Here is a 24,419-nt window from a genome sequence, read left to right as displayed (position 1 = left end):
AGAGCGGCAGAACACATTGCCAGAAAATAGCCGCGGGTGCACACTGGGAGTTATGACCGCTTCACCCCGCGCTGCTCACTCCACGGACCGCGAAACCGTGGCGCTGATCGACGCATCCCATCCCGTCGTGCACGTCGAATTCCGGATCGGCGATCCGCACCGGCAAGCCAAGATGCGCGCGGTCATGGACCGGCTGCGCGTGGGAAACCGGTTCCGGAACCGCTGATTTCGCCTGCCGCCCCGACCGCCCGCTAGACCGCGATACCGACCAGGTGGCCGACCACATAGGTCGTCGCCATCGCCAGCGCACCGCCCGCCAGCACGCGAATCGTCGCGCGCCCCACCGGCGCCTGCCCCAGACGGGCGCCGATGGCGCCGGTCGCGGCCAGTGCCACCAGAACCGCCGTCGCGGTGACCGGAACCCGGATCGCCGCCGGTACCAGCATGGCCAGCAGCGGCAGCAGCGCCCCGATGGTGAACGCCGAGGCCGACGACAGCGCGGCATGCCGCGGGTTGGTCAGTTCGCTCGGATCGATGCCCAATTCGGCCTCGGCATGGGCGGCGAACGCGTCCTTGGCCGTCAACTCCTCGGCGACCTTCCACGCGGTGGCCGGCGTCAGGCCCTTGCCCTCGTAGATGGCGGCCAGCTCGGCGAGTTCACCCGCCGGGTCCTCGGCGAGTTCCCGCCGTTCCACGTCCAGCACCGCGCGCTCACTGTCGCGCTGTGTGCTCACCGACACATACTCGCCCAATGCCATCGACACCGCGCCCGCCGCGAGTCCCGCGACGCCCGCGGTGACGATCGCCGACGTCGACGTAGTGGCGGCCGCCACACCCACGACAATCCCTGCGACGGAGACGATTCCGTCGTTGGCACCCAGCACCCCGGCCCGCAGCCAATTCAGTCGTACCGACAAACCCGGTCCGTGAGTTTCCGGCCGGACCACACTCTCCATTACCGCCGTATCCGCTTGCACCAGACAAAAATAACCCGGCCGCCTTTTCCTCGCCAGCAAAGAAAGGCTGCCCGAATTTAGGTAAACCATTGCACAGGAAGGTATCCCATACCTTATTTCGAAAAGCCGGAACACTCCGCCGATTATTGTGCCGGATATCGAATTGCGTTCGTCGCCAAGACTTTCGGCGATGTCGCCCGGCAGGACCCGCACGGGTTGCGGCGCTGTCCGATTCGCGTCGATCGCCCGGGGACCGGGGGCGGTCCCGGCCGGGTGGTGTGCACCACCCAGCCATGAGAGGGCCGGATTGCGGGGTGATTGCGGCTCTCGGCGCTTACACTTTGCGAGACCAACTGGAAAGGGACTGGCGCAGAATGGACGCGGTCGTCACGGAAGTTGCGGTCGAAGGTAAGCGGCTCATCGACGAGGTGTGGCTGGGGCGGATCAGTCGCGAGCAGGCGGTACATCGGTTCGTGCAGGTGGGCGACGGTTTGGTCGAGTTCGACACGGCCGCCGACATCGTCGACGACGGACTGGCCTGGCTCGATTCCCACGCCTCCCGGCTACGACTACTGGCCTGGTGCTCCTGGCTGGAACTACCGGTCTTCGGCGGCCTGGCCGTGCTCGGCGTGCTGACCGAGGACTACCTGTCCACCGGATTCTCGCTGATCCTGCTGGCCGCCCTGCAATTGGTGCACCGGCACATCGGTCCGCCCCGGCCGCCGATCCGGCGGCGGCAGCGCAGCATCTGAGCGCGCGGATTTCCAGCGCCGATACGCCTCCGGCAGACACCGCGCGCACGGCCGGTATCCGGCGGCGACGGCGGTGGCCTCGTCGGCGAAGAACACCCGGTATGCGGCGTAGTTGCCGCGACGCAGGGCGCGCAGTGCCGCCGGGCAGTCCAGCCGCCCGTAGATGCGCTGACGCCGATGCCCGCCGACCGTGCCCGCGGTCGGGCTGCGGTACGGCACGGCGTCGGAGCCGAGCAGCACGTAATACCGCGCCGGAGCACGGTCCCCGTCATCCATCGACACCCCTGTCGACGCCGCCCTCACGCATCGTGGAAAACGAGGCCGAGGGTATGGCGGTGCCCGCTGCGCACCACGCTCACGCCGTGGCGCATGGGCGCGGCCGACCAGCCGCGGGCGGACCGTACCGGGCGCTCGCGGGTGGTGAAGACCAGCCCGTGCCCCTGCGGCAGAGTGACTGCCGCGCCGCGGGATTGGGCGCGCGGGCGCTGTTCGACCATCAGGAATTCGCCGCCGGTGTAGTCCGAGCCGGCGGCATCCAGTCCGACCACCACCTGCAGTGGAAAGATCATGTCGCCGAAGAGGTCTCGATGCAGCGCGTTCCAATCGCCCGAGCCGTAGCGCAGCAGAATCTGCGCCGAGCGGTTCTGCCCGGCCCGGTGGCACTGGGCGATCCAGTCGTCCAACTCGTCCGGCCACGAACCGGGGCGGCCCAGTCGTTGCGCCCACATCCGCGCGATGGGCAGCAGTTTCGGATACAGCGCGGCGCGCAACTCGGAGACCACCGGAGGCAGATCGTGGGTGAAGTAGCGATATTCGCCGGACCCGAAACGGTGGCGCGACATCTCGATGGTGGAGCGGAAGCGGTGGTCCTCGCCGTACAGGGCCGCGAGCGAGCGGCATTCGTCCGCGCTCAGCAGGCTGCCACTGAGCGCGTACCCGTGCTCGTCGAGGTCCTCCGCCATCCGCGTCCAGTCCTGCGCATCCACCCGAGCGCCGAACGACGTCGCGGTGAGCCCCGGTCCGGTCGCTGCCGGACCGTTTTCACGCGGCATGTTCGAGCTCCAGCAGTTGCCGCTTGCGCTCGAGTCCGCCCGCGTAGCCGGTCAGGCGGCCGTTCGCGCCGATCACCCGGTGGCACGGTCGCACGATCAGAACCGGGTTGGCACCGATCGCGGCCCCGACCGCCCGCACCGCAGCCCGCGGCGCACCGACCCGGGCGGCGATGTCACCGTAGGTCACCGTGCGGCCGTACGGGATGTCGTCGAGCGCCTGCCACACCCGACGCCGGAATTCGCTGCCCTCGACCGCATAGTCGAGTTCGAAGCGGGTGCGCTGCCCGGCGAAGTAGCTGTCTAGCTGGCACACGACCGATTCGAACGGTGCGCGATCCTCGGCCCAATCAGGTTGCGCTACAGCACCTTTCCCGCCCGCGATGGACAGGGCGGTGAGGGCGACACCACCCGGGCGCACCTCGCCGACGAGCATGAGCTCACCGAGCGGACTCGCCGTCGTCGTGTAGACCGTCATTGCTGATCCTTTCGGTATTCGATCCGTACGCTCCCCAATCTGCCGGAGCCCCGGATCGAATACCGGCGGAAATCAGACATCGCGTCCGAACCGCGCGGCGGGTGCGCGCATTGCGGGAATGAAATGATTCGCGCAGGCGTCGGACCGGATATGCGACTTCCCGATTCCGCGCGCGAATTCGTCGGCGCCGGCGCCAACGCGACCCTGGTCACCCTGAACGCCGACGGCAGCCCGCAGATTTCCGTCGTCTGGGTGGCGTTGCAGTCCACTCCCGAGGGCGACGAGCTGGTCAGCGCACATCTCGGCGAATATCTGAAGGTGCGCAACGTGCGCCGCGATCCGCGGGTGGCGCTGACCATCGTCTCGGATCAGCCCAGCGAGTTCATGCGGCCGTATCTGTCGGTCACCGGCACCGCGCGCATCGTCGAGGGCGGGGCGCCCGAACTGCTGCAGGAACTGGCCGCCGTGCTCGCCGCACCGGGTCTGAACTTCCCTCCTGCCGACGCACCGCCGGGACTGCTGACCCGCGTACGGATCGACAAGATCGGCGGCGTCGGCCCCTGGGCGAGCTGACCGGACCGGCGCTGCACTCAGGCGTTCGACAGCGCCGCCGTGCGCCGGACCGGCTGCAGCGTCTTGTCCAGATTCGTGCGCATGGTCGTGGCCGAATCCAGCAGGTAGTTCTGCCGCACCTTCCACGGATGCCGATCGCCCTGCCGCGGGAAGTCGCCGATGGACCGCTGGATATAGCCGGAGGCGAGGTCGAGCAGCGGATGTTCGGTGAGCTCGCCCTGCGGTTGCGGTACCACCGCGTCGTATCCACGCCGGTCCATATGGGCGATCACCTTGCAGACCAGCCGTGAGGTCAGGTCGGCGCGCAGCGTCCAGGACGCATTCGTGTAGCCGATGCAGACCGCGAAGTTGGGGACGCCGGTGAGCATCGTTCCCTGCCAGACGAACCGGTCGGACAGGTTCACCGGCTCACCGTCGACCTCCAGCGTGATACCGCCGAAGGCCAGCAACTTCAGGCCGGTCGCCGAGATGACGATGTCGGCGGGGAGCACCCGGCCCGATGTCAGCCGGATGCCCTCGGGCACGAAGGTGTCGATGTGATCGGTGACCACCTCGGCCTTACCCTTGCGCATCGCCTTGAAGAAGTCGGCGTCCGGCACCGCGCACAGCCGCTGATCCCACGGGTTGTACTCCGGGGTGAAGTGTTCGGCGACCAGCTTCTCGTCCTTGAGAATGCGAGTGGTCAGCCCGGTGAGCAGCTTGCGCGCCGCCTGCGGACGACGTCGGCAGTACTGATAGAAACCGACGTTGAACAGGATGTTCTTCGTGCGGATCACACGATGCGCCAAGCCCGCCGGCAGCAGTTCCCGAATCTTGTCGGCCTGCTTGTCCCGACCGGGCACCGCGGAGATCCAGGTCGGTGAACGCTGCAGCATGGTCACCAGTTCGGCCTGCTCGGCCATCGCCGGAACCAGCGTCACGGCGGTGGCGCCGCTGCCGACGACCACGACCTTCTTGCCGGCGTAGTCGAGATCCTCCGGCCAGAACTGCGGATGCACCATGGTGCCGGAAAAGGTCTCCACGCCCGGGAATTCGGGCGCGTGGCCCTCGTCGTAGTCGTAGTAGCCGGCGCACGAGTAGAGGAAGCGGCAGCTCAGCGTGCGCTCCGCATCGCCCTGCCGCAGGGTCAGCGTCCATCGCGACTCGGCGCTGGACCATTGTGCCGCAACGACTTTGGTGCCGTAGCGAATATGCTTGTCGATCCCGTAGCGGCGCGCCGTCTCGGTGATGTAGCGCAGAATCGAGGGACCGTCGGCGATCGATTTGGCATCGCGCCAGGGCTCGAACGGGTAGCCGAGGGTGAACATATCCGAATCCGAGCGGATGCCGGGGTACCGGAACAGGTCCCAGGTGCCGCCCAGCGACTCGCGCGCCTCGAGAATCGCATAGGACTTTCCGGGCAATTCGGTCTGCACGCGGTAACCGGCGCCGATTCCGGACAGACCAGCGCCCACGATGACGACGTCGACATATTCACCAGCTGCGGTCATGGTTCCAGTCTCCTGGTTCCGCCCGCGGCATTCTTGACTTTGCGCGACAAGTATTTGATTCTGGACGACATGTCGGTGATCCGCTCGGCCGGTTTGCGCGGTTTTCGCGCGACCGTGGCCGAACTCGGGGGAAATGCGGAGGAATACGCGGCCGCGGCCGGTTACCCGATCGCCGCCCTGGACGCGGACGATCTGCTGGTGTCGGACGAGGCGATGGCGCTGGTGCTGGAGATCGCCGCCGACCGGCTGCGGTGTCCCGATCTGGGCCTCCGGATCGCCGCCCGGCAGGACCTCGGCATGCTGGGACCACTCGCGCTGGCCATCCGCAGCTCGCCGACCCTGGCCGATGCGCTGGAGTGCACCTCGCGCTACCTGTTCGTGCACGCGCGCTCGCTGAGCCTGACCATCGAACCGGATCCCTACGGCGACCGCGGTGTGACGGCCCTGCGCTACGGCGTCGAACCGGGGTTCCCCCAACCCGTCCAGGGCACCGATCTCGGCCTGGGATTTCTGCATCGCACGCTGATCCGGCTGGTGGACGGCCCGTACGGCCTGCGCTCGGTGGAGCTGCCGTACCGCCCGCCGGGTCCGCGCGCGGCCTACGAGAATTTCTTCGGCGTCCCGGTGCGCTTCGAGCGACCGGCGGCCATGCTGCGGCTGCCGAGCAACCTCACGAGCCGGGCGATCGCGGGCGGCGATGCGAATCTGCGCCGGCTGGCGGTGGCATTCCTGGCCGAACAAGCCGGTGACACCGGCGCCTCCACGGTGCCGGGGGTGCGGGCCGCCGTACAGCAGCTGCTGGGCACGACCGCACCGCAGATCGATTCGGTGGCAAGGCTTTTGACGATCCATCCGCGCACCCTGCAGCGGCGCCTGGCGGCCGAGCACACGACCTTCGCCGCCATCGTCGACGATGTGCGCCGCGGTGAGGCCCGACGCTATCTGACCACAACGGATCTGCCGATGAGCCAGATCGCCTCACTGCTCGGCCTCGCGGAACAGGCCACCCTGACCCGCTGCGCGCGCCGCTGGTGGGACAGCACTCCCACCGCGATCCGGCGCACCGCCCGGGCCTGAGCGGCCGACCGGATCAGTGCGTGACGCTGGGGTCCCAGCGGCTCGCGGTGATGGTGAATCCCTGGATCGAGGACAGCGGCATCATCGCCTCGTAGTTGCGCTGATAGCCGGTCTTCGTGATGCGCCAGCGGCCGTCGGATTCACGGCGATAGGTGTCGCGGTAGTACGCGGCGCCGCGAATCATGATCCCGTGCTCGGGAACGATGACCGTATCCTCGAGACACCAACTGCCGGAGGCGGAATCGCCGTCCACCGCGATCTCGGGATGACTGCACACATGCGAGGTGATCATGGTGCCGGTCATCGCGCCGCTGAGATAGCCGACGATGGCGTCGCGGCCCTCGAACTGCAGCGGCTTACCGCCCGACGGCGAGCCGTAATCGGCCACCGCGTCCGCGGCGAGGGTATCGGCGAACTCGTCCCACTCCCGCAGATCCAGCGTCCGCAGATAGCGGTATTTCAACGCACGAATCTCTTCCAACGCAACCAGATCCATCGCGGTCACCTCCTGGTTTCGGCCCCGCCAGCACAATAGAACACGTTTCTGTTTCGGTCCGGGCTTTCCCGATGACCGGGACGGCCCGGACCGATTCGCCACATCAGGCGTGGGTGCCGCCGTCGATGCGCACCTCGGTGCCGGTGATGAAGGCGCCGTCGTCGGAAGCGAGCATGGCCACCACGCCTGCGACCGTGTCGGGCGAGGCGAAACCCTGGCCGAGCATCGGCATGAGCTTGGTGAACAGCGAGAAGTCGGCGTCCTCGGGCAGGCCCGGGCCGCGGCCGTCGGTCATATCGCTCGAGATCGAGCCGGGCGCCACGGCCACCGCGCGCAGGTTCTGCTTGGAGTACTCCGAGGCCAGCGCATGGGTCATCGACATGATGCCGCCCTTCGACGCGGCATAGGCGGCCATATACGGGTGCGCGAAGTAGGTGGACGTGGAGGCGAAGTTCACGATGACGCCGCGGCCGCTGTCCAGCAGCGCAGGCAGCGATTCCCGGATCATCAGGAAGGTGCCGGTGAGGTTGGTGGTGATGATGCGGTTCCAGTCCGCCAGCGGCATCTCGTGGGTGTGCGCCGAGCGGAGAATGCCGGCCGCGTTGACCAGCGCGTCCAGCCCGCCCAGGGTCTCCACGGCCCTGGCGACCCCGGCCTGCACCGAGGACTCGTCGGAGATGTCGATCGTGACGGTGGTCAGCCGATCGGCGCTGCCCTTCTCGGCGGCCTGCTTCGCGGTTTCGGCCAGCCCCGCCTCGTTGACGTCGGCGGCCACCACGGTGCCGCCCTCGGACAGGATGCGATGCACGGTGGCGCGGCCGATCCCGGATCCGCCGCCGGTGATCAGAACCCGGCGGTCTGCGAAACGCTCCATTGCGAAACTCTCCTCAACTGCGATTTTCTCATTTTGATTGACACAGTACGCCTGAGTGGCACGTTGTGCCAGAGTGACAATTCGCGCTTAGACTGTGCGGACAGGAGGTGACTCATGCCCGAGTCGAGAACCGGCCCGTCCGCCCCCGCATCGCAGCGCCCGAACCTGGCCGCGCGGCGCAAGTCGGCGACCCGGATGGAGATCGCCCACACCGCCGCCCGCTTGTTCGCCGAGCGTGGCACCGCGGCGGTCACCGCCGAGCAGATCGCCGCCGCCTCCGGCGTCGGCCTGCGCACCTTCTATCGCTATTGCCGTACCAAAGAGGATGCCGTGGAACCGATGCTGTCGGCGGGTGCGTCTCGCTGGCTGGACATTCTCGGCGACGGACCGGACCGATTGCCTAGGATCGCGGAACTGGAGACCGCCGCGATCCGCGCCCTGAACGTGGTGGACCGCGACGAACTCGATATCACCCGCGGCCTGCTGCGCGCGATGGCCGACGATTCGGCCCTGCGCGCGGTCTGGTTCCGGGTCAACCTCACCGGTGAGCACGCCCTGCTGGAGTTGCTGACGAAACTGTCCCCGGACACCGATCCGCTGCGCCTGCGCACTCTGGCCGCCGCGGCAGCCGGCGCGATCCGCATCGGACTCGAGCAATGGGCCGACGACGACGGCCCGGTGGCACAGCCGGGTAGTGTTGCCGAAACATCCTCGGCCGCAGCGCGAACCGATACGCGAGCGAGCGGACCGGCTCCCCTGGTGGTCAGATGTATGCGCGAACTCACCGCCGGCGTCTACGCACAAGCCGCTGCGGACACGACAACGGCGGGCTGAAAACGGCCACGGCGCCGGACCGCGCGATCCGCCCACGGCGACGTGCGGGCCTGCGCCGATCCGCCGCACGACGGGTCCATGAACTCTGCCGGGCAGATCCGTCAATCCACCTGTGCGGCATCATGTTTCAGCTTGCGCCAACCGCCCGCGCGATTGTTCGCGATGATCTGGCGCAGCATCGCCGACAGCGCGGGGGCGTTGATCGTCTCCCCCTCGCGAATCGCCACGGTGCGCGCCGTCGTATTGTCGTGGCCGCCCGTGATGATGCCCTCCGGATCGGGCACCATCACCCCGTCGTAGAGGAATATGTCGACGTGCGTCTTCGTCGCCAGAAGCGCGCAGATGTTTCCGTCGAGGACGAAATACGGTCGTACTCTGCGCTTTACGGTCTCGGTGACATCCCGGTCGGCGGCGTGAACGAGTTCGCGCACCTGGCGGCAGAGATCACGCTGCCACGCCGGTAGCGCGTCGATGTAGGCGTCGACGCGCGGATCGGCCACGTAGCTCACCATGCCGGACTCCTGGCGGAGGTCAGCTCTTGCCGGATTTCGCTCCGGACTTCTTCTCGGACTTGGCATCGGACTTACCGTTCGCCTTCTTACCCTTCGGCTTCTGGCCGTTCGCGGAAGCGTCGAGCGAGCGTTCGGCCCCGGATCCGGCCACCGCGGCGACGAGCAGCCCGGACTCGTCGGCATCGACGCGCACGGTGTCGCCCGGGTTCAGCTCGCCACCGAGCACCAGCCGGGACACCTGATTCTCCAGTTGCTTCTGCACCGTCCGGCGTAGCGGGCGAGCGCCGAATTCGGGCTGATAACCGTTCTCCGACAACCAATCCCGCGCCGCGTCGGTGACGTCGAGTTCGATGTTCTGGGCGCGCAGGCGGCGCCGGGGGCCGTCGAGAACCAGATCGACGATGCGGCGCAACTGTTCCTGGTCGAGCCGGTGGAACACGATGGTCTCGTCGATGCGGTTGAGGAATTCCGGCCGGAAATGCTGTTGCAGCCGCTCCATCAACCGCGGGGTGATGGCGTCGAGCTCCGCCGAAGTGGCCTTCAGAATCAGATCCGAACCGATATTGCTGGTCATGATCACGATGGTGTTCTTGAAATCGACCGTGCGACCCTTGGCGTCGGTGACGCGCCCGTCGTCGAGCAACTGCAGCAGCACATTGAAGACGTCCGGATGAGCCTTCTCCACCTCGTCGAACAGGATCACAGAATACGGCTGGCGGCGAACCTTGTCGGTGAGCTGTGCGGCATCCTCGTAGCCGACATATCCGGGCGGTGCGCCGACCAGCCTGGACACCGTGTGCTTCTCCTGGAATTCGCTCATATCGAATCGGATCAGCCGGTCCTCGTCGCCGAACACCGCCTCCGCCAGCGCTTTCGCCAATTCCGTCTTGCCCACACCGGTCGGGCCGAGGAACAGGAACGAGCCGATCGGACGGTTCGGATCCTTCATCCCGGCGCGGGCGCGGCGCACCGCCTCGGCGACGGCCACGATCGCCTCGTCCTGCCCGATCACCCGCTTGTGCAGCACGTCCTCCAGCTGCAGCAGGCGCTGTCGTTCCTCGACCGTCAACTCCGACACCGGAATTCCGGTCTGCTTGGACACCACCTCGGCGATGTCGTCGAGAGTGACCGTCGGCGCCTCGTCGGCGGTGATGTGGCCGACCCGTTCCTCGGCGGCGGCGATCTCGCTCTTGAGTTCGTCCGCGCGGGCGTAGTCCTCGGCCGCGACGGCGGCATCCTTCTCGCGCTCGAGGCGCGACAATTCCTCCTGTGCCGCACGCAGATCCGGGCCCGGCATGCGGGTGCGCAACCGGACCCGGGCGCCGGCCTGGTCGACCAGGTCGATCGCCTTGTCGGGCATGAACCGGTCGGTGATGTAGCGGTCGGACAGCTCCGCCGCGGCGACCAGCGCCTCGTCGTCGTAGTGCACCTGATGGTGCTCCTCGTAGACGTCGGCGAGTCCGCGCAGTATTTCGATGGTGTCCGCGACCGACGGTTCCGGGACCAGCACCGGCTGGAAGCGGCGCTCCAGGGCGGCGTCCTTTTCGATGTAGCGCCGGTATTCGTCGACGGTGGTGGCGCCGATGGCATGGAGTTCGCCGCGGGCCAGCGCCGGTTTGAGCAGGTTGCCCGCGTCCATCGAACCCTCGCCGCCGGTGCCGGCGCCCACGATGGTGTGCAACTCGTCGATGAACAGCACCAGTTCGTCGGAGTGCTCGCGGACCTCGTCGAGAATCTTGGTCAGCCGCTCCTCGAATTCGCCGCGATATTTGCTGCCCGCCACCAGCGAGCCCACATCGAGGGCCACCACCCGCCGGTCGGCCAGGGTGCTGGGCACGTCGCCGTTGACGATGCGCTGCGCCAGGCCCTCGACGATCGCGGTCTTGCCGACACCGGGGTCGCCGATGAGTACCGGATTGTTCTTGCGCCGCCGGGAAAGGATTTCCACGGTCTGCTCGATCTCCTCGGCGCGGCCGACGACCGGGTCGACCTTGCCCGCGCGGGCCTCGGCGGTCAGATCCCGGCCGTATTCGTCGAGCGTCGGTGTGTCGGTGGGCTTCTTCTGCCCCTCGGCGACGGGCAGTTTTGCACCCGAAAGAGACTGCGCGGCAGGACTTTCCAGATTGTCGGCAATGCCCAGCAAGATATGCTCCGGGCCGATGTAGCTCGATCCCGCTTCGGCGGCGTTGCGCTGCGCGGTGCGCAGGGCCAGTTTGGCGCCGGGGCCCAGGACGACTTGGCCGCCCGCGGTCGCGGTGGCCTCTCCGCTGCCGGCGGCACCGCGCATCTGCGCGGCGACCTGGTCCGGATCCCGGCCCAGCTGGGCGATGATCCCGCGCGACGGTTCGACCTGGGTGGCGGCGTAGAGCAGATGTTCGGCGGTGACCTCCGGATTACCCCAGTCCTGCGCGGCCGAGCGGGCGATCGCGATCAGCTCCTTGGCGCTGTCGCTGAGCAGCCGGCCCAGATCGATGCGCTGTACCGGTGGCTGCGCGGCCATCCCGGGGCCGAAGAAGCGATTGAACAGATCGTCGAAGGAGTTGAACGAACTGGGCCAGGCAGCGGTCATGTCCACACCTCGTATCTCGGAATCTCGTCGTCGCAGCGGCGAGCGAACGGACAGCTACGGTCCGCACCGCCGCACTCACCTCAGAACCACTCCGAAACGGTCGGGTCCAACCGTACTCCCGGCCGTCGTTTCCGTGGAGGTCACCGAAGCATCCGTTACTTCCCAGCGATCCGCGTGGAAGTTTCCGGCGATCCATCTGCCGGGAAGTGGGTATCGATGGGAGCATGGGCGCGTCCGGCGAAGATCACGACCGATCGCGCACCGATACCCGGCGGGATTCGACACGTTGATCTTGCCGCGGTGCCACACTCGAAGATGGTTGGGCTCGAGGAGGAACTGTGACTACAGCACCATCTCGCGGCGCCGCCGAGATCGAAGCCGCAAGGCCTTATCCCCGGCGGATCGCCCCGAAGGGTTCGCAGCTCTGGACGATCGTCACGACGACCGATCCGAAGCTGCTCGGCATGATGTACATCGTCAGCTCGATGGCGTTCTTCCTCGTCGGCGGGCTGATGGCGCTGCTGATGCGGGCCGAGCTCGCTCGCCCGGGTCTGCAGTTCCTGTCGCCGGAGCAGTTCAATCAGCTGTTCACCATGCACGGCACCCTGATGCTGCTGTTCTATGCCACGCCCATCGTGTTCGGCTTCGCCAACTGCATCCTGCCGTTGCAGATCGGCGCGCCCGATGTGGCCTTCCCCCGACTGAACGCGCTCAGTTATTGGCTCTATCTCTTCGGCGCCACACTCGCCACCGCAGGATTCGTCACACCGGGCGGCGCCGCCGACTTCGGCTGGACCGCCTACACCCCGCTGTCGGATATCGTGCACTCCCCAGGTGTGGGCTGCGATATGTGGATTCTGGGTCTGGCCGTCTCCGGCCTGGGCACCATCCTCGGCGGTGTCAACATGCTCACCACCGTGATCGTCCTGCGCGCGCCGGGTATGACCCTGTTCCGGATGCCGATCTTCACCTGGAACATCGTGGTGACCAGCGTGCTCGTCCTGATGGTCTTCCCGATCCTCACCGCGGCGCTCATGGCCCTGGAATACGACCGCCGTCTCGGTGGCCACATCTACGATCCCGCCACCGGCGGCAACCTGCTCTACCAGCACCTGTTCTGGTACTTCGGCCATCCCGAGGTGTACATCATCGCCTTGCCGTTCTTCGGCATCGTCACCGAGATCTTTCCGGTGTTCAGCCGCAAACCGATCTTCGGCTACACCGCCCTGGTCTACGCGACGATGAGTATCGGGGCGCTGTCGGTGGCGGTGTGGGCACACCACATGTTCGCCACGGGGGCGGTGCTGCTGCCGTTCTTCTCCTTCATGACCTTCATGATCGCCGTCCCGACCGGGGTGAAATTCTTCAACTGGATCGGCACGATGTGGAAGGGCCAGCTCACCTTCGAAACGCCGATGCTGTGGGCGCTCGGATTCCTCGTCACCTTCCTGTTCGGCGGCCTGTCGGGCGTCATCCTCGCCAGCCCGCCTCTGGACTTCCACGTGACCGACACGTATTTCGTTGTGGCGCATTTCCATTACGTGCTGTTCGGCACGATCGTGTTCGCGACGTTCGCCGGCATCTACTTCTGGTTCCCGAAGATGACCGGCCGACTACTCGATGAACGCCTGGGCAGACTGCATTTCTGGACCACCTTGCTGGGCTTCCACACCACCTTCCTGGTGCAGCACTGGCTGGGTGCGGAAGGAATGCCGCGTCGCTATGCCGATTATCTGCCCTCCGACGGATTCACCACGCTCAACACCGTGTCCACCATCGGTTCGTTCATCCTCGGTTTCTCGATGATCACCTTCGTGTGGAACGTGTTCCGCAGCTACCGCTACGGCGAGGTGGTCACGGTGGACGACCCGTGGGGGTACGGCAATTCGCTGGAGTGGGCGACGACCTGCCCGCCGCCCCGGCACAACTTCTACGAGCTGCCCCGGATCCGGTCGGAGCGGCCGGCATTCGAGTTGCACTATCCGCACATGATCGACCGCCTGCGCGCCGAATCGCATATCGGCTGGGGCGCCCCGCATGCGGAGGTTTACGAGACCGCCCCCGCCGAACAGGAACGGGCCTAGATCGTCGGGACCGCCGGTGGCGGCAGCGGTTCCAGCGGGCCGAGCCTGCGATGGACCACGTGCTGCTGCACGAAGGTCCAGGTATTGCTGGTCGCGAAGTAGACCAAGATGCCGACCGGCATCACCAGGCCCGCGACCAGTGTGCCCAGCGGAAACAGCCACAACGTCATCGCGTTGATCAGCCGCATCTGCGGGGTGATCTCGAGCTGGCGAGCGATCGACGCCCGCGCGGTGCAGTGGGTCGCGACGGCCGCGATGAGTACCAGCGGGATCGCCACGACGGCCACCGACGCCACGCTGTCGGTGGAGGTCAGCGTCGCCGACAGCGGTGCGCCGAACAGATCGGCGTGCAGGAACGACCGCACCTGCTCCGGTGCGAACACGTAATTCGCGGTATCGGCGTTCTGCGCCGCGGACATCGCCGTGGTGTTTCCGAGGAACGGCACATACGAGCCGCCGCCGGTGCGGTCGAAGGAATGCAGCACATGCAGCAGTCCCAGGAACATCAGCAGTTGCACGAGCACCGGCAGGCAGCCGCTGAGCACGTTGAAGTTGTGCTGCTGCTGCAATTTCCGGGTCTCGACGGCCAATCGCTCGCGGTCGTCGCCGCATTCGACGCGCAGCTGCCGCATCTTCGGTTGCAGAACGGCCATCGTGCGGGAGAACCGGACCTGAGCGAGGAACGGCCGATACAGGGCGGCGCGCAGGGTCACCACCAGCATGACGATCGCCAGGGCCCAGGACAGGCCGCTCGCGGCGCCGAACAGGACGGCGAATCCAGTGTGCCAGAGCCAGAGAACGGCGGCGACCGGGTAGTACACGAAATCGAGCATGGGATATCACCTCACTTCGAGGCACCCGTGAAGGTACGGGCGAGTGAACAGGGGCGGCTGGACAGCTGCGCGTTCACTGCGGCCGGCTGGGAGCACCGGCGTGGGTGACGCGCGATCAGCTCCAGCGACCCGGTGCCCTGGGCCGCACCCGGCCCGCCGTATCCGGATTGCTCTGTCGCAGAAAAGATCCCCGCCGCCGCTGCTGCGCCGACACGGGTGGTCCACTGCTGACACCGATCGGCTGCAGTCGCACCCGGCTGGAGTAGGCGGCGACCACCGCCAACGCGAGAACCGCCGCGGCGGCAACCGCCAGCAGTGAATTCGGTTCGCCCGCAGGCATGATCGTGGCGGCGACCACGGACAGTACGAGGGCGCACAGCATCAGCGCCGTCGAACGGATCCGCATCACCATGACGATCAGGGTACCGAACGGCACGGCGCACCGAGCTGAGCCGACGGCCTGGTGTCCGGGCACAGGGACCGACGGCAGACCCGGCAAAACGCCCACAGCGAACCAAGCACTTGCTAGTGTCGGAGCGATGATCTCGACGATCGTCTGGGGTACGGGCAATGTCGGCCGTGCCGCGATCCGCGCCGTGCACGCGCACCCCGAACTGGAATTGACCGGGGTGCTGGTGCACGATCCGGCCAAGGTGGGGCGCGATGCGGGCCGGCTGGCCGGACTCGACCACGACCTCGGTGTCGCGGCCTCGGCCGATGTCGACGCCCTGCTGGCACGCCATCCTCGCGCGGTCGTGTACGCGGTGTCCGGCGATATCCGGCCCGACGACGCCCTGCGCGATATCGTGGCCGCGATCCGCGCGGGCGCCGTGGTCGTCACCCCCGCCCTCTACGCGCTCTACGATCCCCGCAACGCTCCCGCCGAGGTGCGCGAGCCGGTGCTGGCGGCGATCGCGGCGGGCGGTGGTTCGCTGTTCGTCTCGGGTATCGATCCCGGGTGGGGCAACGATGTGCTGCCGCTGCTGGTGAGCGGGCTCGGTCACCGGGTCGACACGATCCGCTGCCAGGAGATCTTCGACTATTCCACCTACGACCAGCCGGATTCGGTGCGCTACCTGGTCGGGATGGGACAGCCGATGGACTACGAGCCGCCGATGACCGCGCCCGGTGTCCCGACGATGGTGTGGGGCGGTCAGATTCGCCTGATGGCACGCGCCCTGGGCGCCGAACTCGACGGCATCCGCGAGACGCTGGACCGGCGTGCCCTCGGCACCACGGTGACCACCGCGGCGATGGGTGACTTCGACGCGGGCACCCAGGGTGCGGTGCGGTTCGAGGTGCAGGGCATGGTCGGCGGCCGGCCGCGCATCGTGATCGAACACGTCACCCGCATCCACCCCGACTGCGCACCCGACTGGCCGCGCCCGCCCGACGGCGCGGGCGCGCATCGCATCATCGTGGAGGGCGATCCGCGCATCGAGGTGACCGTCGAGGCCGAGACCGAGGGCGGTAACCGCGCGGCCGGCGGAAATGCCACTGCCGTCGGCAGATTGGTCAACGCCATCGACTGGCTGGCCGCGGCCGAGCCCGGCCTCTACGACGCCCTCGACGTCCCCTTGCGCCCCGCGGTCGGCAGATTCGCGAGCGACCCATCCGAAAGGACACCGCAATGAACATCGACATCCCCGAGGGGACGGATCCGATCGGCTACGTCTGGGGTGAGATGGTGCCGGGGATCGGGCCCGCCGCCTCGAAACTGTCGCTGGCGGTCTACTCCCACAGCACCCTCGGACTGCGAGAGTTCGAGGCGGCGCGGCTGCGGATCGCACAGATCAACGGCTGCCTGTTCTGTCAGGACTGGCGCACCGAGCGCGACGGGCAGAAGGTGGAGATCGGCTTCGAGCAGGCCGTCACCGATTGGCGCACAACCGATTCCTTCGACGACCGAACCCGGCTGGCCGCCGAATACGCCGAACGCTACGTCCTCGACCACCACAATCTGGACGACGAGTTCTGGGCCCGGATGCGTGCGCACTACAGCCAGGCCGAGATCGTCGAGCTGAGCATGTGCATCGGTTCGTGGCTGGCGTTCGGCCGGCTCAACCGCGTCCTCGGACTCGACACCGTGTGCGTGCTGCCGGGCCACTGAGGGTCCGGGCGCTGCCCGGGGGTGCTACTGCTCGGGCGAGGCCGTCACTGTTTGGGCAGGGCCCCGGCCATTCCGCCGACGTCGGTCACCTTCCAGCCGCTGCCGGGATCGACGTCGACCGTGTAGGTGACGGTGGTCTGCGCGCCCTGCGGCGTCTGTGCGCTGGTGGAGTTCACGTCGAGGAAGACGTCGACCTTGTAGACGCCGTTCTCGTTGCTCATCACCTTGGCCGCGATCGGGGTCGCCGACGACGTCCACTTCAGCGGGACCAGGATCTCCTGCAGTTTCGGTGCGGTAGCGTCGAATTTCCCGGCCAGCTGCGGCGAGGTGCCGGCCTTCAGCTTGCCGATCCACGCGCCGACGTTCCGGTAGTCGATATTCGAGGCGCCGACCGCGTAATCGGTGGCGACCTGCTCGGCATGCTGCTGCGCGGCCGCCCGGTCGTCGCGGTCGCGCAGATCGCCGCGCGCCGACAGCCACAGCGATCCGAAGACCGCGGCCGGCGCGATCAACGCCACGCCGGCCGCCACGGTGGCGACGGTCGACAGCCGGATCGACAGTGTGCGAGGCGTTTTCGTGGTCTGCGCGGTGGTCTCGGCTGCGGTTGTCTCGGCAGGCGCGGCCGCGGAGGACTCGGCCTCCGCGTCGACTGCCCGCTTCGGTTCGGTACCGATGTCGTTCGACATGGCGTCCTCCTTCTCGGTGGTACTACTTGACATTGATGCGCACCCGCACGGTTCCGTCGGTGCCCACATCGTCGAGGGCCTGCGTGATCAGATCGGAGATGTCGATGCGCGGCGCGGAATCGGTGGTCGCCGCCGCCAGCGGCGCGAGCGCCGGGCCCAGGGATTTCAGTTCCGGACCGAGTTGCGCCAGCCGGTCGGTCAGCTTCGCCAGGAACGGCGCCAGGCCGTTGCCCTCGGTGTAGCTTTCGGCGGGACGGGCGTCCACCATCAGGCCCACCGCCGCGACCAGATCGTTCAGGGCGTGGGTGAACTGCACGAACGCCGGTGCCGCCGTACTCGTGGCCGGACCGGCCCACTCGATATCGGCGGCGGCGGCCTGAAAGCTGTTGAGCAGATCCGCGATCCGCGGGCTGCGGCTCATGATCGCGGCGGCCAGCAGATCTCCGGAACGGGTCAGATTCGGAATCGCGGCGTCGGTGCCGTTCAGCGCGGAGCTCGCGGTGGCGACCAGCGAGCCGACCACCTCGGGATCGAGCTGGTTCATGGTCTTGGTGACCAGCCGCGCGACGTCCGGAATCGACAGCGGCATGCGCACATTCGACGTTTCCAGACGCTGGCCGTCGTGCAGGTACGGCCCGTTACCCGAGGTGGGCCGGAATTCGACGTACGGTTCGCCGAGGGCCGACAGATGTTCGATGGTCACGGTGCTGTCGGCCGGCACCCGTTTGTCCGCGGACAGCCGCATCCCCACCTCGACACCCGCGGCGGTATGCCGCACGGCGGTGACGCGGCCGACCTCGAGTCCGGTGAGCAGCACCGGCGATCCGACACCCAGACCACCGGAATCGGTCAGCACCATGGTGGTTCGGTTGTAGTCGGCGAACGGGTCGGCTCGTACGACGCCGAAGGTCAGATAGCTCGCTCCCAGGACGGTGATCGCGACGATACCGCCCAGCGAGGTCAGCGCACCCCACCTCATCGCACCACTCCGATCATCCGCAGCGTCGCCAGGATGCGGTCGGTCTGCTGATCGGGCGGCACCTCCGCGGACGCGTCCGAGCGCACGCCGACGATATTCACCTTCGGCCCACGTTCGACGAACGGAATCACCTTGTCGCGCAGCAATTCCACGACCGCCTGCAAGTTCGAGGGACGGCTCAGGTCCACCGGTCCGGCCGAGAGCAGCAGCGGCGCGACTGCTTGGGCGGCACCGTCGGCGCCGCGCAGCACCGGCCCGAGCCAGGTCAGCGACGCACCCACCGGCCCCAGCCCACCGAAGATCTTCGTCACGCCGACGATGGAATCGGTGATGCCGTTCATTCGGTCGACGGAGGTCCGGCTGAGGATGTCGTCGAGTTCCGGCTGAATATCGTGCAGCACCTGAGCGTTGGTGCCCAGACCGTTGAGCAGCGCGTCGACGCTGTCCAGGTTGTTCGACAGATCCGTGGCGTCGGTGGCCATGGTGTGCGAGATGCGGGCGGTCTGCGCCGGATCCTGCGGCAGGGTGCGATTGAACTGCTCGATGACGTCCTGCAGTTGAGTCACCGCACCGCCCTGGGTGAAGGCGGCGATCAACGCCATCGTATCTTCCAGTTGCACAGGCGGTTTCGACTGCGCCATCGGAATCGTGGACCCGTCGTGCAGCAGGGTGCCGAAACCGTTCGGCGGGGTGGTCAGCGCGACGTGGATATCGCCGAGCACCGTGTTCTGCCGCAGTTCGGCGACGGTGGTCGCGGGTAGTCGCGCCGCTGTCGAGATGTCGGCGTCGACCACGACGTAACCGCCGCGTCCGCCCGAGGCCGCCGGATTCACGACGGTGACCCCGGAGACCGTGCCGACCTGCGCGCCGTTGGCCATGATCTTGGCGCGCGCCGGCAGGTTCAGCACATTCGAGAACTCGATGCGCACGCGGTAGGTCGGGCCGGACACGGTGGTTCCCGGTACCGGCACCGACGACGGGTCGAACGCGCATCCGGCGGCCGACACTGCTGCCGCCAGGACGATCGCCGAGCCGGCGGTGAATCGCCGAAACCTCATCGCGCACCTGCCATTCCGAATATCAGGGCCGCCATGTCCACCTTCGCCAGGCCGTCGGCGGCGGTGCAGCGCCCGGGGGCGAGCGCGTCGATCGCCGCGCACACCTGATCGGCGTGTTCCTGCGGAATCGCCACCTTCGGCGGGGCGTAGCCGATGCCGGAGTCGCCGATCGTGTGCACGATCCGGGCGAGAACCGGTGTCAGCGAGATCATCTGGGCCAGTGAGCCCACATTCGCGCGCAGGAATTTCACCAGCGGAACGGTGTCGTCGAGGGCGCGCATGATCGGATCGCCGAACAGGGTGGTGATGTCGTCGAGCATCGGCAGCACCTGCCCGAGGCCGTCGAACAGCGCCGCGCCGGGCCGCAGCAGATCCTCGGTGGCCTGGTCCAGGACCGGCCCCAGGCGGGTGAGCATGGTCTTCAATTCACCCCAGTGCGCCTCCACATCCTTGGACACCGAGGCGAACGCGTCGAAAATGCCTGCCAGATGGGCGATATCGGCATCGGGCGCGGACAGCGCGGTACCGAGTTTCTGCACCAGCGCGTTGATCTGCGGTCCGGTGCCCGCGGTGGCGTCGTTCAACGAGGTGAGTCCCCGCGCCAGGGCATCGGGGTGCGCGGCGTCCGGGCCCTGGATCTGCGACGACAACGCGGCCAGCGCGTTCAGGGTGTCGCTGATGCTCTTGGGCGTCAGGGTTTTGGTGAGGCAGCGGGCGGGATCCCAGCGTGCGGTCTCCTTGCCACCGGACACCACCGCGAGTTCGCGGGAGGCGACGATGCTGTCCGACAGCGTCGTCGCACCGGCGTCGGCGAGGATCGGATGATCGGATCGGACGTCGAATTCGACCTTGACCGCATTGCCCTGTGTGGCAACGGATTTCACGGTACCCACGGTGATGCCGCGCATCGTGACCTGGTTGCCGGGATAGAGCCCGACACTGTCGGGCATGATCGCGCAGTAGGCCGTGGTCGCCCGCATCGGCTGGAAGGCGACGAGATAGCCGACCGCCGCGACCGCGACGACGGCCACCGTCCCGGCGATCGACATGAAGGCCCGCGAACCGAGCAGCTTGTGCAGCATCAGCAGTCCTTCCCCGGCACCGGAATACACAGGTGGGCGGCCGGTGCGCCGACCGTCTGCCCCGACTGGTCGACCGTGACCGCGTCGTCCGCACCGCTGAGTTGCGCGAACTTCTGCTGCAGGCTCCGCACCGTCCCGATCACCGGCTCGAGTTCGCCGCCGAGCTTTTCCAGCTGCGGCAGCGCGTCACTCAACTGCCGCAGTTTCGGTTTCAGCGCCGAATCGTAGGTGGGCGCCAGTGCCGCGACCCGCTCGATCACCGCGCGCAGCAGCCGCACGCCCTCGCGCAGTTCGGCGCGCTTGTCGACCAGCAACGTCTCCATCTGGTTGACATTGACCATCAAGCGGCCCAGGTCGTGTTCGGCCCCGTCGTACATCGTGACGTATTCGTCGGCGACCGCGATCGCGTCGGTGACCTGGGTGCGCTGCCGGTTGAGCGCGTCGACGTAGGTGCCGAGCGTGTTCAGGGTGGTGCGCAGCGCATCCGGCGCGGCCTCGATGGAGGTGTCCAGGGCGGCCAGATTGCGGCGCAGCGTGTCGCCGTCGATCTGCCGCAGCGGTTGCGCCGCATCCTGGAAGGTCTGCACGAGGCTGTAGGGCAGCCGCACCCGATCCATCGGAATCGGCTTGTCTCCCAATGGTTTACCGCCCACGGGAAACAGTGCGACATAGTTGCCGCCGACGATGGTCAGCATCCGGATGTCCAGCGTGGACTGATCGCCGACGAAGACGTCCGAATCGACGGTGAACCGCATCCGCACACGATCCGGATGCAGCTCGAGCGATTTCACCGTGCCGACCGGGATACCGGCGACGCGAATATCGTCGCCGACCTTCACCGACTGCGCTTCGGACAGTTCGGCGGTGTAGGTCTTCTTGCCGAACGGCACCACGTAGAGGATGCCCGCGGCGGCCGCGCAGACCACCACGAGCGCGACGCCGACGATACCGAGCCGGATTTCGCGCCGGCGGATGGTCGCCGCATCCGCCACGCGCCTATCCCGCGACCGGAAGAGATTCGCCCGGAACAGTTTCAGCCGTTGCATATCGCCACCTGCTGTCCCGCGACGAGCACCCGCACCACCTGCGGCAGTTCGGCATTTCCCTTGGAGCACTGCGGTTTCCAGCCCGCCACCGCCTTCGGCGTCGCCGCGTCCAGCCCGCCGAGCAGGGCCGGCAACTTGCCGAAGACGTCCACGGCCTCCTTCGGGTCGGGAAACAGCCGCCGGATCAGTGCGTCGACGTCGTTGCCGGACTGCAGGCCGAGGGCGTCGAACAGGCTGTCCAACGGTCCCAGCACCGACGGCGCGGCCATCGCGAACTGCGCCAGCCCCCCGATGTTGGTCTGCAGGGCCTGGAAGATATCGGTGAGCCGGGCCAGCAGCGGCACCAGATAATGCACCCGCCCGCCGACGCGCTGCGACAGATCCGACATGTTGTGGATCAGGGCGCCAATCACCTGCTGGCGGTCGTCCACATAGGAGGCGAGCCGGCCGATCGCGGCCAGCACCGGTTCGACATTGCTGCCGTCGCCCTCGATCAGCGCGACCATACTGGCGCTGAACTGGTTGATCGCTTCCGGGGAAATGGTGGCCAGCACCGGTTTCAGGCCGTTGAACATGCTAGTGACATCGAACGACGGCACGGTGTGGTCGATGCCGATCGTGCGTCCGGCCGGCAGCCGCGTCCCCGGCTTCGGCTGCTGCTGCAGGTCGATATAGCGCTGACCGGTGAGATTCTGATAGCGGATGGCGAGCTTCGAATTGTCGAAGATCGGCGCATCAATCTTCAGCGACAACCGGACTCGTGCCAGTGTCCCGTCGAGGGAGATGTGCTCGACCTTGCCGACCTGCACGCCGAACTGGCGCACGTCGTCGCCCACCTTCAGCCCGTTGGCATCGGTGAACAGCGCCTGATGCGTAGCGGTCTCGCCGCCGACGGGCCGCTTGATCGCGGTGAACACGACCGACAGCACGACGATCATCACCACGGCGGACAAGCCCAGCCGCCAGGCGGCGGCGCCCACCTTCATCGGATCCCTCCCAGCAGCGGTGCCGGCACCGGCACGCCGCGCACATCGATTTCCGTGTCGAGCACCGGGCCGTCCGGGGTGTCGTGCAGGCCGGCGCGCAGGCGGCGCACGAGTTCGGCCAGATCGGCGCCGGACTGCTGTGGCCGGGGGACCATCCGCGCCAGCACCGCGAGGACCGGAGCCACCGCGTCCGTGCTGCCGGACAATTCGGATCCGGCACGAGTGCCCAGACCGGCCAGCGCGGGCAGGACCGAACCGGTCAGCGCCGACGTTCCGGCGTCGTAGGAGGCCCGATTGTTCTGCAGCCGTGGGATATTGCGGATCAGGTCGAGGACCTGGATGGTCGCGCCCGCGAAGCGGCCGCCGCCGTCGAAGGCCGGGCCGAGCCGGCCGACCAGTTCGGAACTGGGCATCTTCTGGTTGTCGGTGATGGTCTGTGCCACCGAGATCAACGCCTGGGCCAGCGGCGTGAATCCGCGCACGTCGTTGGAGACCTGGGCGATCACCGTGGCCATCTGCGGGGTCAGGAGTGCGTTGCCGGTCTGCGACAGCCCACGCAGCAGTCCGCCCATGGTCGCGTCGTAGACCGCGTCGGCGTGCTGCCCGGTGAGGTCGATGGTGGAGCCGCCGCGCAGCGGGGCGCCGCCGGAGCCCGGCCGCAACTCGATCTCGCTGATGCCGAACAGGTTCGCCGGCGCGTAGTCCACCCGCAGGCTGTCGTCGATACCGTGCAGCTGAGATCGGTCCAGTCGCAGCGTGATTCGCTGCGTGCCGCCGTCGGCGGGCACGATCGCCGCGACCTCACCGACCTGCACACCGTCCACTCGCACCGGTGTGCCGGTCAGCACCCCGTCGCCGATCTGCTCGGTGTGCAGCGCGATGCGCAGGCTGTCGTCGGCGCGCAGGCCGCGATAGGCCAGCGAGGCGATCGCGACGGCGGCCACGAGCGCGATCGCCACGCCGCCGACCAGCAGCGAGCGCCGCTTGTCCACCGCCACTCCGGGCATTCCGTAATTCGGCACCTGTACTACCCCGTGAAGTCGATCGACGCGTTGAAACCCCACAGCATCAGCGTCAGCACCATGTCGATGGCCACGATCGCCACCGACGACGCACGCACCGCGCGACCGGACGCGATGCCGACGCCCTCGGGCCCGCCGGTGGCGAAGAAGCCGTAGTAGCTGTGGATCAGGATCACGACGGTCGCGAAGATCGCCACCTTGATCACCGCGGCGGTCACGTCGAATCCGGAAACGAACTGGAAGAAGTAGTGGTCGTAGACACCGGCCGACTGGCCGTGGACCAGTGTGACGAGTCCGCGGCAGGCCAGATACGACAGGATCAGCCCGATCAGGAAGGTCGGCACGATCGAGACGGCGCCGGCGATCACCCGGGTGGTTACCACGAACGGGACCGACCGCAGGCCCAGGGCCTCGATCGCGTCGATCTCCTCCGAGATGCGCATCGAGCCGATCTCGGCGGTCATGCGACAGCCGGCCTGGGCGGCGAATCCGATGGCGGCCACGATCGGAGCCAGCTCGCGGGTGGTGGCGTAGGCCGAGACGATGCCCGAGACCGGGCCCATGCCCAGGATGTTCAGCATGGTGAAGGATTCGACGGCCACCGAGGCGCCCATCACCAGGCCGAGCACGATCATCATCGGCACCGTGCCGCCGCCGACGATCACCGACCCGCGTCCCCAGGTCATATCGGAGATGATGCGCAGCGTCTCGTCGCGATACCGCCTGAGCGTCAAGGGGATCGACGACAGCACCTGCCAGATGAAGGCCAGGACGAAGCCCAGTCCCTCCACGCGAGCCAGCAGCAAGCCGCGGCGGCGATAGAAGCGCACGAAGTGGCTGAGCCCCTTGGGCATATAGGTCGAGATCGCCACG

At 67.5% G+C, this 24,419-nt stretch carries 26 protein-coding genes and 1 pseudogene; 8 read left to right on the top strand and 19 right to left on the bottom strand.

Translation table 11 applies throughout. From position 1 onward, the window contains the following. Positions 1-52 precede the first annotated feature (52 nt). On the top strand, positions 53-226 hold the full coding sequence (locus A5780_RS40185; RefSeq protein WP_156055668.1) for a hypothetical protein: 174 nt from the start codon (positions 53-55) through the stop codon (positions 224-226). Positions 227-251: 25 nt separating this feature from the next. Here A5780_RS40185 and A5780_RS23415 read toward each other — a convergent pair whose 3' ends face one another. Then, positions 252-956 (bottom strand): VIT family protein, encoded by a 705-nt coding sequence (locus tag A5780_RS23415; protein WP_063012151.1) that lies wholly within the window; start codon positions 954-956, stop codon positions 252-254. 374 nt (positions 957-1,330) lie between these two features. Here A5780_RS23415 and A5780_RS42085 point away from each other — a divergent pair, with 374 nt between their 5' ends. Next, on the top strand, positions 1,331-1,708 hold the full coding sequence (locus A5780_RS42085) for a hypothetical protein (RefSeq protein WP_030516063.1): 378 nt from the start codon (positions 1,331-1,333) through the stop codon (positions 1,706-1,708). Here the strand turns inward: A5780_RS42085 and A5780_RS42080 are convergent. From A5780_RS42080 to A5780_RS23400, 3 genes and pseudogenes are all read right to left on the bottom strand, one after another. Further along, positions 1,709-1,984: pseudogene (locus A5780_RS42080) on the bottom strand (Ada metal-binding domain-containing protein); the annotation flags it as partial. 23 nt (positions 1,985-2,007) lie between these two features. Further along, a complete protein-coding gene (locus tag A5780_RS23405; protein ID WP_064909599.1) occupies positions 2,008-2,760 on the bottom strand; it encodes a 2OG-Fe(II) oxygenase in 753 nt (250 codons plus the stop codon). Continuing rightward, the gene (locus tag A5780_RS23400; RefSeq protein ID WP_064903029.1) at positions 2,750-3,235 is read right to left on the bottom strand and encodes a methylated-DNA--[protein]-cysteine S-methyltransferase; all 486 of its coding nucleotides are present in this window, start codon (positions 3,233-3,235) and stop codon (positions 2,750-2,752) included. Before A5780_RS23400 ends, A5780_RS23405 begins: the two co-directional genes overlap by 11 nt. A 150-nt stretch (positions 3,236-3,385) precedes the next feature. On the opposite strand from A5780_RS23400, the gene A5780_RS23395 reads away from it, so the two are divergent. Further along, the gene (locus A5780_RS23395) at positions 3,386-3,808 is read left to right on the top strand and encodes a PPOX class F420-dependent oxidoreductase (RefSeq protein WP_063012297.1); all 423 of its coding nucleotides are present in this window, start codon (positions 3,386-3,388) and stop codon (positions 3,806-3,808) included. A 17-nt stretch (positions 3,809-3,825) separates the two neighbouring features. Here the strand turns inward: A5780_RS23395 and A5780_RS23390 are convergent, their stop codons facing one another. After that, positions 3,826-5,298: an NAD(P)/FAD-dependent oxidoreductase gene (locus A5780_RS23390; RefSeq protein ID WP_063012155.1), complete on the bottom strand. Its 1,473-nt coding sequence runs from the start codon at positions 5,296-5,298 to the stop codon at positions 3,826-3,828. 39 nt (positions 5,299-5,337) lie between these two features. Between A5780_RS23390 and A5780_RS23385 the strand changes: the two genes are divergently transcribed. After that, positions 5,338-6,375 (top strand): AraC family transcriptional regulator, encoded by a 1,038-nt coding sequence (locus A5780_RS23385; protein ID WP_231983061.1) that lies wholly within the window; start codon positions 5,338-5,340, stop codon positions 6,373-6,375. A gap of 13 nt (positions 6,376-6,388) precedes the next feature. On the opposite strand, the gene A5780_RS23380 is transcribed toward A5780_RS23385, so the two are convergent. Then, positions 6,389-6,871, bottom strand: a complete 483-nt coding sequence (locus A5780_RS23380; protein ID WP_030516069.1) for a nuclear transport factor 2 family protein — start codon at positions 6,869-6,871, stop codon at positions 6,389-6,391. Between the two features lie 103 nt (positions 6,872-6,974). Then, the gene (locus A5780_RS23375) at positions 6,975-7,745 is read right to left on the bottom strand and encodes an SDR family NAD(P)-dependent oxidoreductase (protein WP_064909598.1); all 771 of its coding nucleotides are present in this window, start codon (positions 7,743-7,745) and stop codon (positions 6,975-6,977) included. A 114-nt stretch (positions 7,746-7,859) separates the two neighbouring features. Here A5780_RS23375 and A5780_RS23370 point away from each other — a divergent pair, with 114 nt between their 5' ends. Beyond that, on the top strand, positions 7,860-8,579 hold the full coding sequence (locus tag A5780_RS23370; protein WP_064909597.1) for a TetR/AcrR family transcriptional regulator: 720 nt from the start codon (positions 7,860-7,862) through the stop codon (positions 8,577-8,579). A gap of 101 nt (positions 8,580-8,680) precedes the next feature. On the opposite strand, the gene A5780_RS23365 is transcribed toward A5780_RS23370, so the two are convergent. Further along, positions 8,681-9,091: a DUF1801 domain-containing protein gene (locus A5780_RS23365; RefSeq protein ID WP_197521839.1), complete on the bottom strand. Its 411-nt coding sequence runs from the start codon at positions 9,089-9,091 to the stop codon at positions 8,681-8,683. Between the two features lie 19 nt (positions 9,092-9,110). After that, entirely contained in the window at positions 9,111-11,660 is a 2,550-nt protein-coding gene (locus tag A5780_RS23360; protein WP_064909596.1) for an ATP-dependent Clp protease ATP-binding subunit, read from the bottom strand. 338 nt (positions 11,661-11,998) lie between these two features. Here A5780_RS23360 and ctaD point away from each other — a divergent pair, with 338 nt between their 5' ends. Continuing rightward, positions 11,999-13,744: a cytochrome c oxidase subunit I gene (gene ctaD / locus A5780_RS23355; RefSeq protein ID WP_082856844.1), complete on the top strand. Its 1,746-nt coding sequence runs from the start codon at positions 11,999-12,001 to the stop codon at positions 13,742-13,744. On the opposite strand, the gene yidC is transcribed toward ctaD, so the two are convergent. Continuing rightward, positions 13,741-14,577: a membrane protein insertase YidC gene (gene yidC / locus A5780_RS23350; protein WP_064903038.1), complete on the bottom strand. Its 837-nt coding sequence runs from the start codon at positions 14,575-14,577 to the stop codon at positions 13,741-13,743. The genes ctaD and yidC overlap by 4 nt on opposite strands. 115 nt (positions 14,578-14,692) lie before the next feature. Beyond that, entirely contained in the window at positions 14,693-14,989 is a 297-nt protein-coding gene (locus tag A5780_RS23345; RefSeq protein WP_063012305.1) for a DUF6412 domain-containing protein, read from the bottom strand. Positions 14,990-15,116: 127 nt separating this feature from the next. Here A5780_RS23345 and A5780_RS23340 point away from each other — a divergent pair, with 127 nt between their 5' ends. Beyond that, positions 15,117-16,211, top strand: coding sequence for a dihydrodipicolinate reductase (locus tag A5780_RS23340; protein WP_064903040.1), 1,095 nt, complete (start codon positions 15,117-15,119; stop codon positions 16,209-16,211). Next, positions 16,208-16,687, top strand: coding sequence for a carboxymuconolactone decarboxylase family protein (locus A5780_RS23335; RefSeq protein ID WP_063012167.1), 480 nt, complete (start codon positions 16,208-16,210; stop codon positions 16,685-16,687). Before A5780_RS23340 ends, A5780_RS23335 begins: the two co-directional genes overlap by 4 nt. Before the next feature lie 44 nt (positions 16,688-16,731). Here A5780_RS23335 and A5780_RS23330 read toward each other — a convergent pair whose 3' ends face one another. Genes A5780_RS23330 through A5780_RS23295 form a run of 8 tightly spaced genes read right to left on the bottom strand, consistent with a single transcriptional unit; the run spans position 16,732 to position 24,418 of the window. Further along, entirely contained in the window at positions 16,732-17,373 is a 642-nt protein-coding gene (locus A5780_RS23330; RefSeq protein WP_063012169.1) for a hypothetical protein, read from the bottom strand. A 22-nt stretch (positions 17,374-17,395) separates the two neighbouring features. Next, positions 17,396-18,352, bottom strand: coding sequence for an MlaD family protein (locus A5780_RS23325; RefSeq protein WP_064909595.1), 957 nt, complete (start codon positions 18,350-18,352; stop codon positions 17,396-17,398). Next, positions 18,349-19,410 (bottom strand): MlaD family protein, encoded by a 1,062-nt coding sequence (locus A5780_RS23320; protein WP_064909594.1) that lies wholly within the window; start codon positions 19,408-19,410, stop codon positions 18,349-18,351. The genes A5780_RS23325 and A5780_RS23320 overlap by 4 nt, the downstream gene beginning before the upstream one ends. After that, positions 19,407-20,492 carry an MlaD family protein gene (locus A5780_RS23315; RefSeq protein ID WP_063012307.1) on the bottom strand — a complete coding sequence of 362 codons (1,086 nt, stop codon included), beginning with the start codon at positions 20,490-20,492 and terminating at the stop codon, positions 19,407-19,409. Before A5780_RS23315 ends, A5780_RS23320 begins: the two co-directional genes overlap by 4 nt. Further along, positions 20,492-21,538 (bottom strand): MCE family protein, encoded by a 1,047-nt coding sequence (locus A5780_RS23310; RefSeq protein WP_063012175.1) that lies wholly within the window; start codon positions 21,536-21,538, stop codon positions 20,492-20,494. Before A5780_RS23310 ends, A5780_RS23315 begins: the two co-directional genes overlap by 1 nt. Then, positions 21,526-22,524: an MlaD family protein gene (locus A5780_RS23305; RefSeq protein WP_064909593.1), complete on the bottom strand. Its 999-nt coding sequence runs from the start codon at positions 22,522-22,524 to the stop codon at positions 21,526-21,528. Before A5780_RS23305 ends, A5780_RS23310 begins: the two co-directional genes overlap by 13 nt. After that, entirely contained in the window at positions 22,521-23,546 is a 1,026-nt protein-coding gene (locus tag A5780_RS23300) for an MlaD family protein (protein ID WP_082976669.1), read from the bottom strand. The genes A5780_RS23305 and A5780_RS23300 overlap by 4 nt, the downstream gene beginning before the upstream one ends. A gap of 5 nt (positions 23,547-23,551) precedes the next feature. Beyond that, positions 23,552-24,418, bottom strand: a complete 867-nt coding sequence (locus A5780_RS23295; protein WP_064909591.1) for an ABC transporter permease — start codon at positions 24,416-24,418, stop codon at positions 23,552-23,554. Position 24,419 lies beyond the last annotated feature (1 nt).

It is taken from the genome of Nocardia sp. 852002-20019_SCH5090214, from assembly GCF_001665865.1.
In the GTDB taxonomy this organism is placed as follows: Bacteria; Actinomycetota; Actinomycetes; order Mycobacteriales; family Mycobacteriaceae; genus Nocardia; species Nocardia nova.
This window is presented reverse-complemented; position numbering and strand designations above follow the sequence as displayed.

Coding starts and splice junctions, on each gene's coding strand:
- A5780_RS40185 (WP_156055668.1), top strand. CDS start 53: ATGACCGCTTCACCCCGCGCTGCTCACTCCACGGACCGCGAAACCGTG.
- A5780_RS23415 (WP_063012151.1), bottom strand. CDS start 956: ATGGAGAGTGTGGTCCGGCCGGAAACTCACGGACCGGGTTTGTCGGTA.
- A5780_RS42085 (WP_030516063.1), top strand. CDS start 1,331: ATGGACGCGGTCGTCACGGAAGTTGCGGTCGAAGGTAAGCGGCTCATC.
- A5780_RS23405 (WP_064909599.1), bottom strand. CDS start 2,760: ATGCCGCGTGAAAACGGTCCGGCAGCGACCGGACCGGGGCTCACCGCG.
- A5780_RS23400 (WP_064903029.1), bottom strand. CDS start 3,235: ATGACGGTCTACACGACGACGGCGAGTCCGCTCGGTGAGCTCATGCTC.
- A5780_RS23395 (WP_063012297.1), top strand. CDS start 3,386: ATGCGACTTCCCGATTCCGCGCGCGAATTCGTCGGCGCCGGCGCCAAC.
- A5780_RS23390 (WP_063012155.1), bottom strand. CDS start 5,298: ATGACCGCAGCTGGTGAATATGTCGACGTCGTCATCGTGGGCGCTGGT.
- A5780_RS23380 (WP_030516069.1), bottom strand. CDS start 6,871: ATGGATCTGGTTGCGTTGGAAGAGATTCGTGCGTTGAAATACCGCTAT.
- A5780_RS23375 (WP_064909598.1), bottom strand. CDS start 7,745: ATGGAGCGTTTCGCAGACCGCCGGGTTCTGATCACCGGCGGCGGATCC.
- A5780_RS23370 (WP_064909597.1), top strand. CDS start 7,860: ATGCCCGAGTCGAGAACCGGCCCGTCCGCCCCCGCATCGCAGCGCCCG.
- A5780_RS23365 (WP_197521839.1), bottom strand. CDS start 9,091: ATGGTGAGCTACGTGGCCGATCCGCGCGTCGACGCCTACATCGACGCG.
- A5780_RS23360 (WP_064909596.1), bottom strand. CDS start 11,660: ATGACCGCTGCCTGGCCCAGTTCGTTCAACTCCTTCGACGATCTGTTC.
- yidC (WP_064903038.1), bottom strand. CDS start 14,577: ATGCTCGATTTCGTGTACTACCCGGTCGCCGCCGTTCTCTGGCTCTGG.
- A5780_RS23345 (WP_063012305.1), bottom strand. CDS start 14,989: ATGGTGATGCGGATCCGTTCGACGGCGCTGATGCTGTGCGCCCTCGTA.
- A5780_RS23340 (WP_064903040.1), top strand. CDS start 15,117: ATGATCTCGACGATCGTCTGGGGTACGGGCAATGTCGGCCGTGCCGCG.
- A5780_RS23335 (WP_063012167.1), top strand. CDS start 16,208: ATGAACATCGACATCCCCGAGGGGACGGATCCGATCGGCTACGTCTGG.
- A5780_RS23330 (WP_063012169.1), bottom strand. CDS start 17,373: ATGTCGAACGACATCGGTACCGAACCGAAGCGGGCAGTCGACGCGGAG.
- A5780_RS23325 (WP_064909595.1), bottom strand. CDS start 18,352: ATGAGGTGGGGTGCGCTGACCTCGCTGGGCGGTATCGTCGCGATCACC.
- A5780_RS23320 (WP_064909594.1), bottom strand. CDS start 19,410: ATGAGGTTTCGGCGATTCACCGCCGGCTCGGCGATCGTCCTGGCGGCA.
- A5780_RS23315 (WP_063012307.1), bottom strand. CDS start 20,492: ATGCTGCACAAGCTGCTCGGTTCGCGGGCCTTCATGTCGATCGCCGGG.
- A5780_RS23310 (WP_063012175.1), bottom strand. CDS start 21,538: ATGCAACGGCTGAAACTGTTCCGGGCGAATCTCTTCCGGTCGCGGGAT.
- A5780_RS23305 (WP_064909593.1), bottom strand. CDS start 22,524: ATGAAGGTGGGCGCCGCCGCCTGGCGGCTGGGCTTGTCCGCCGTGGTG.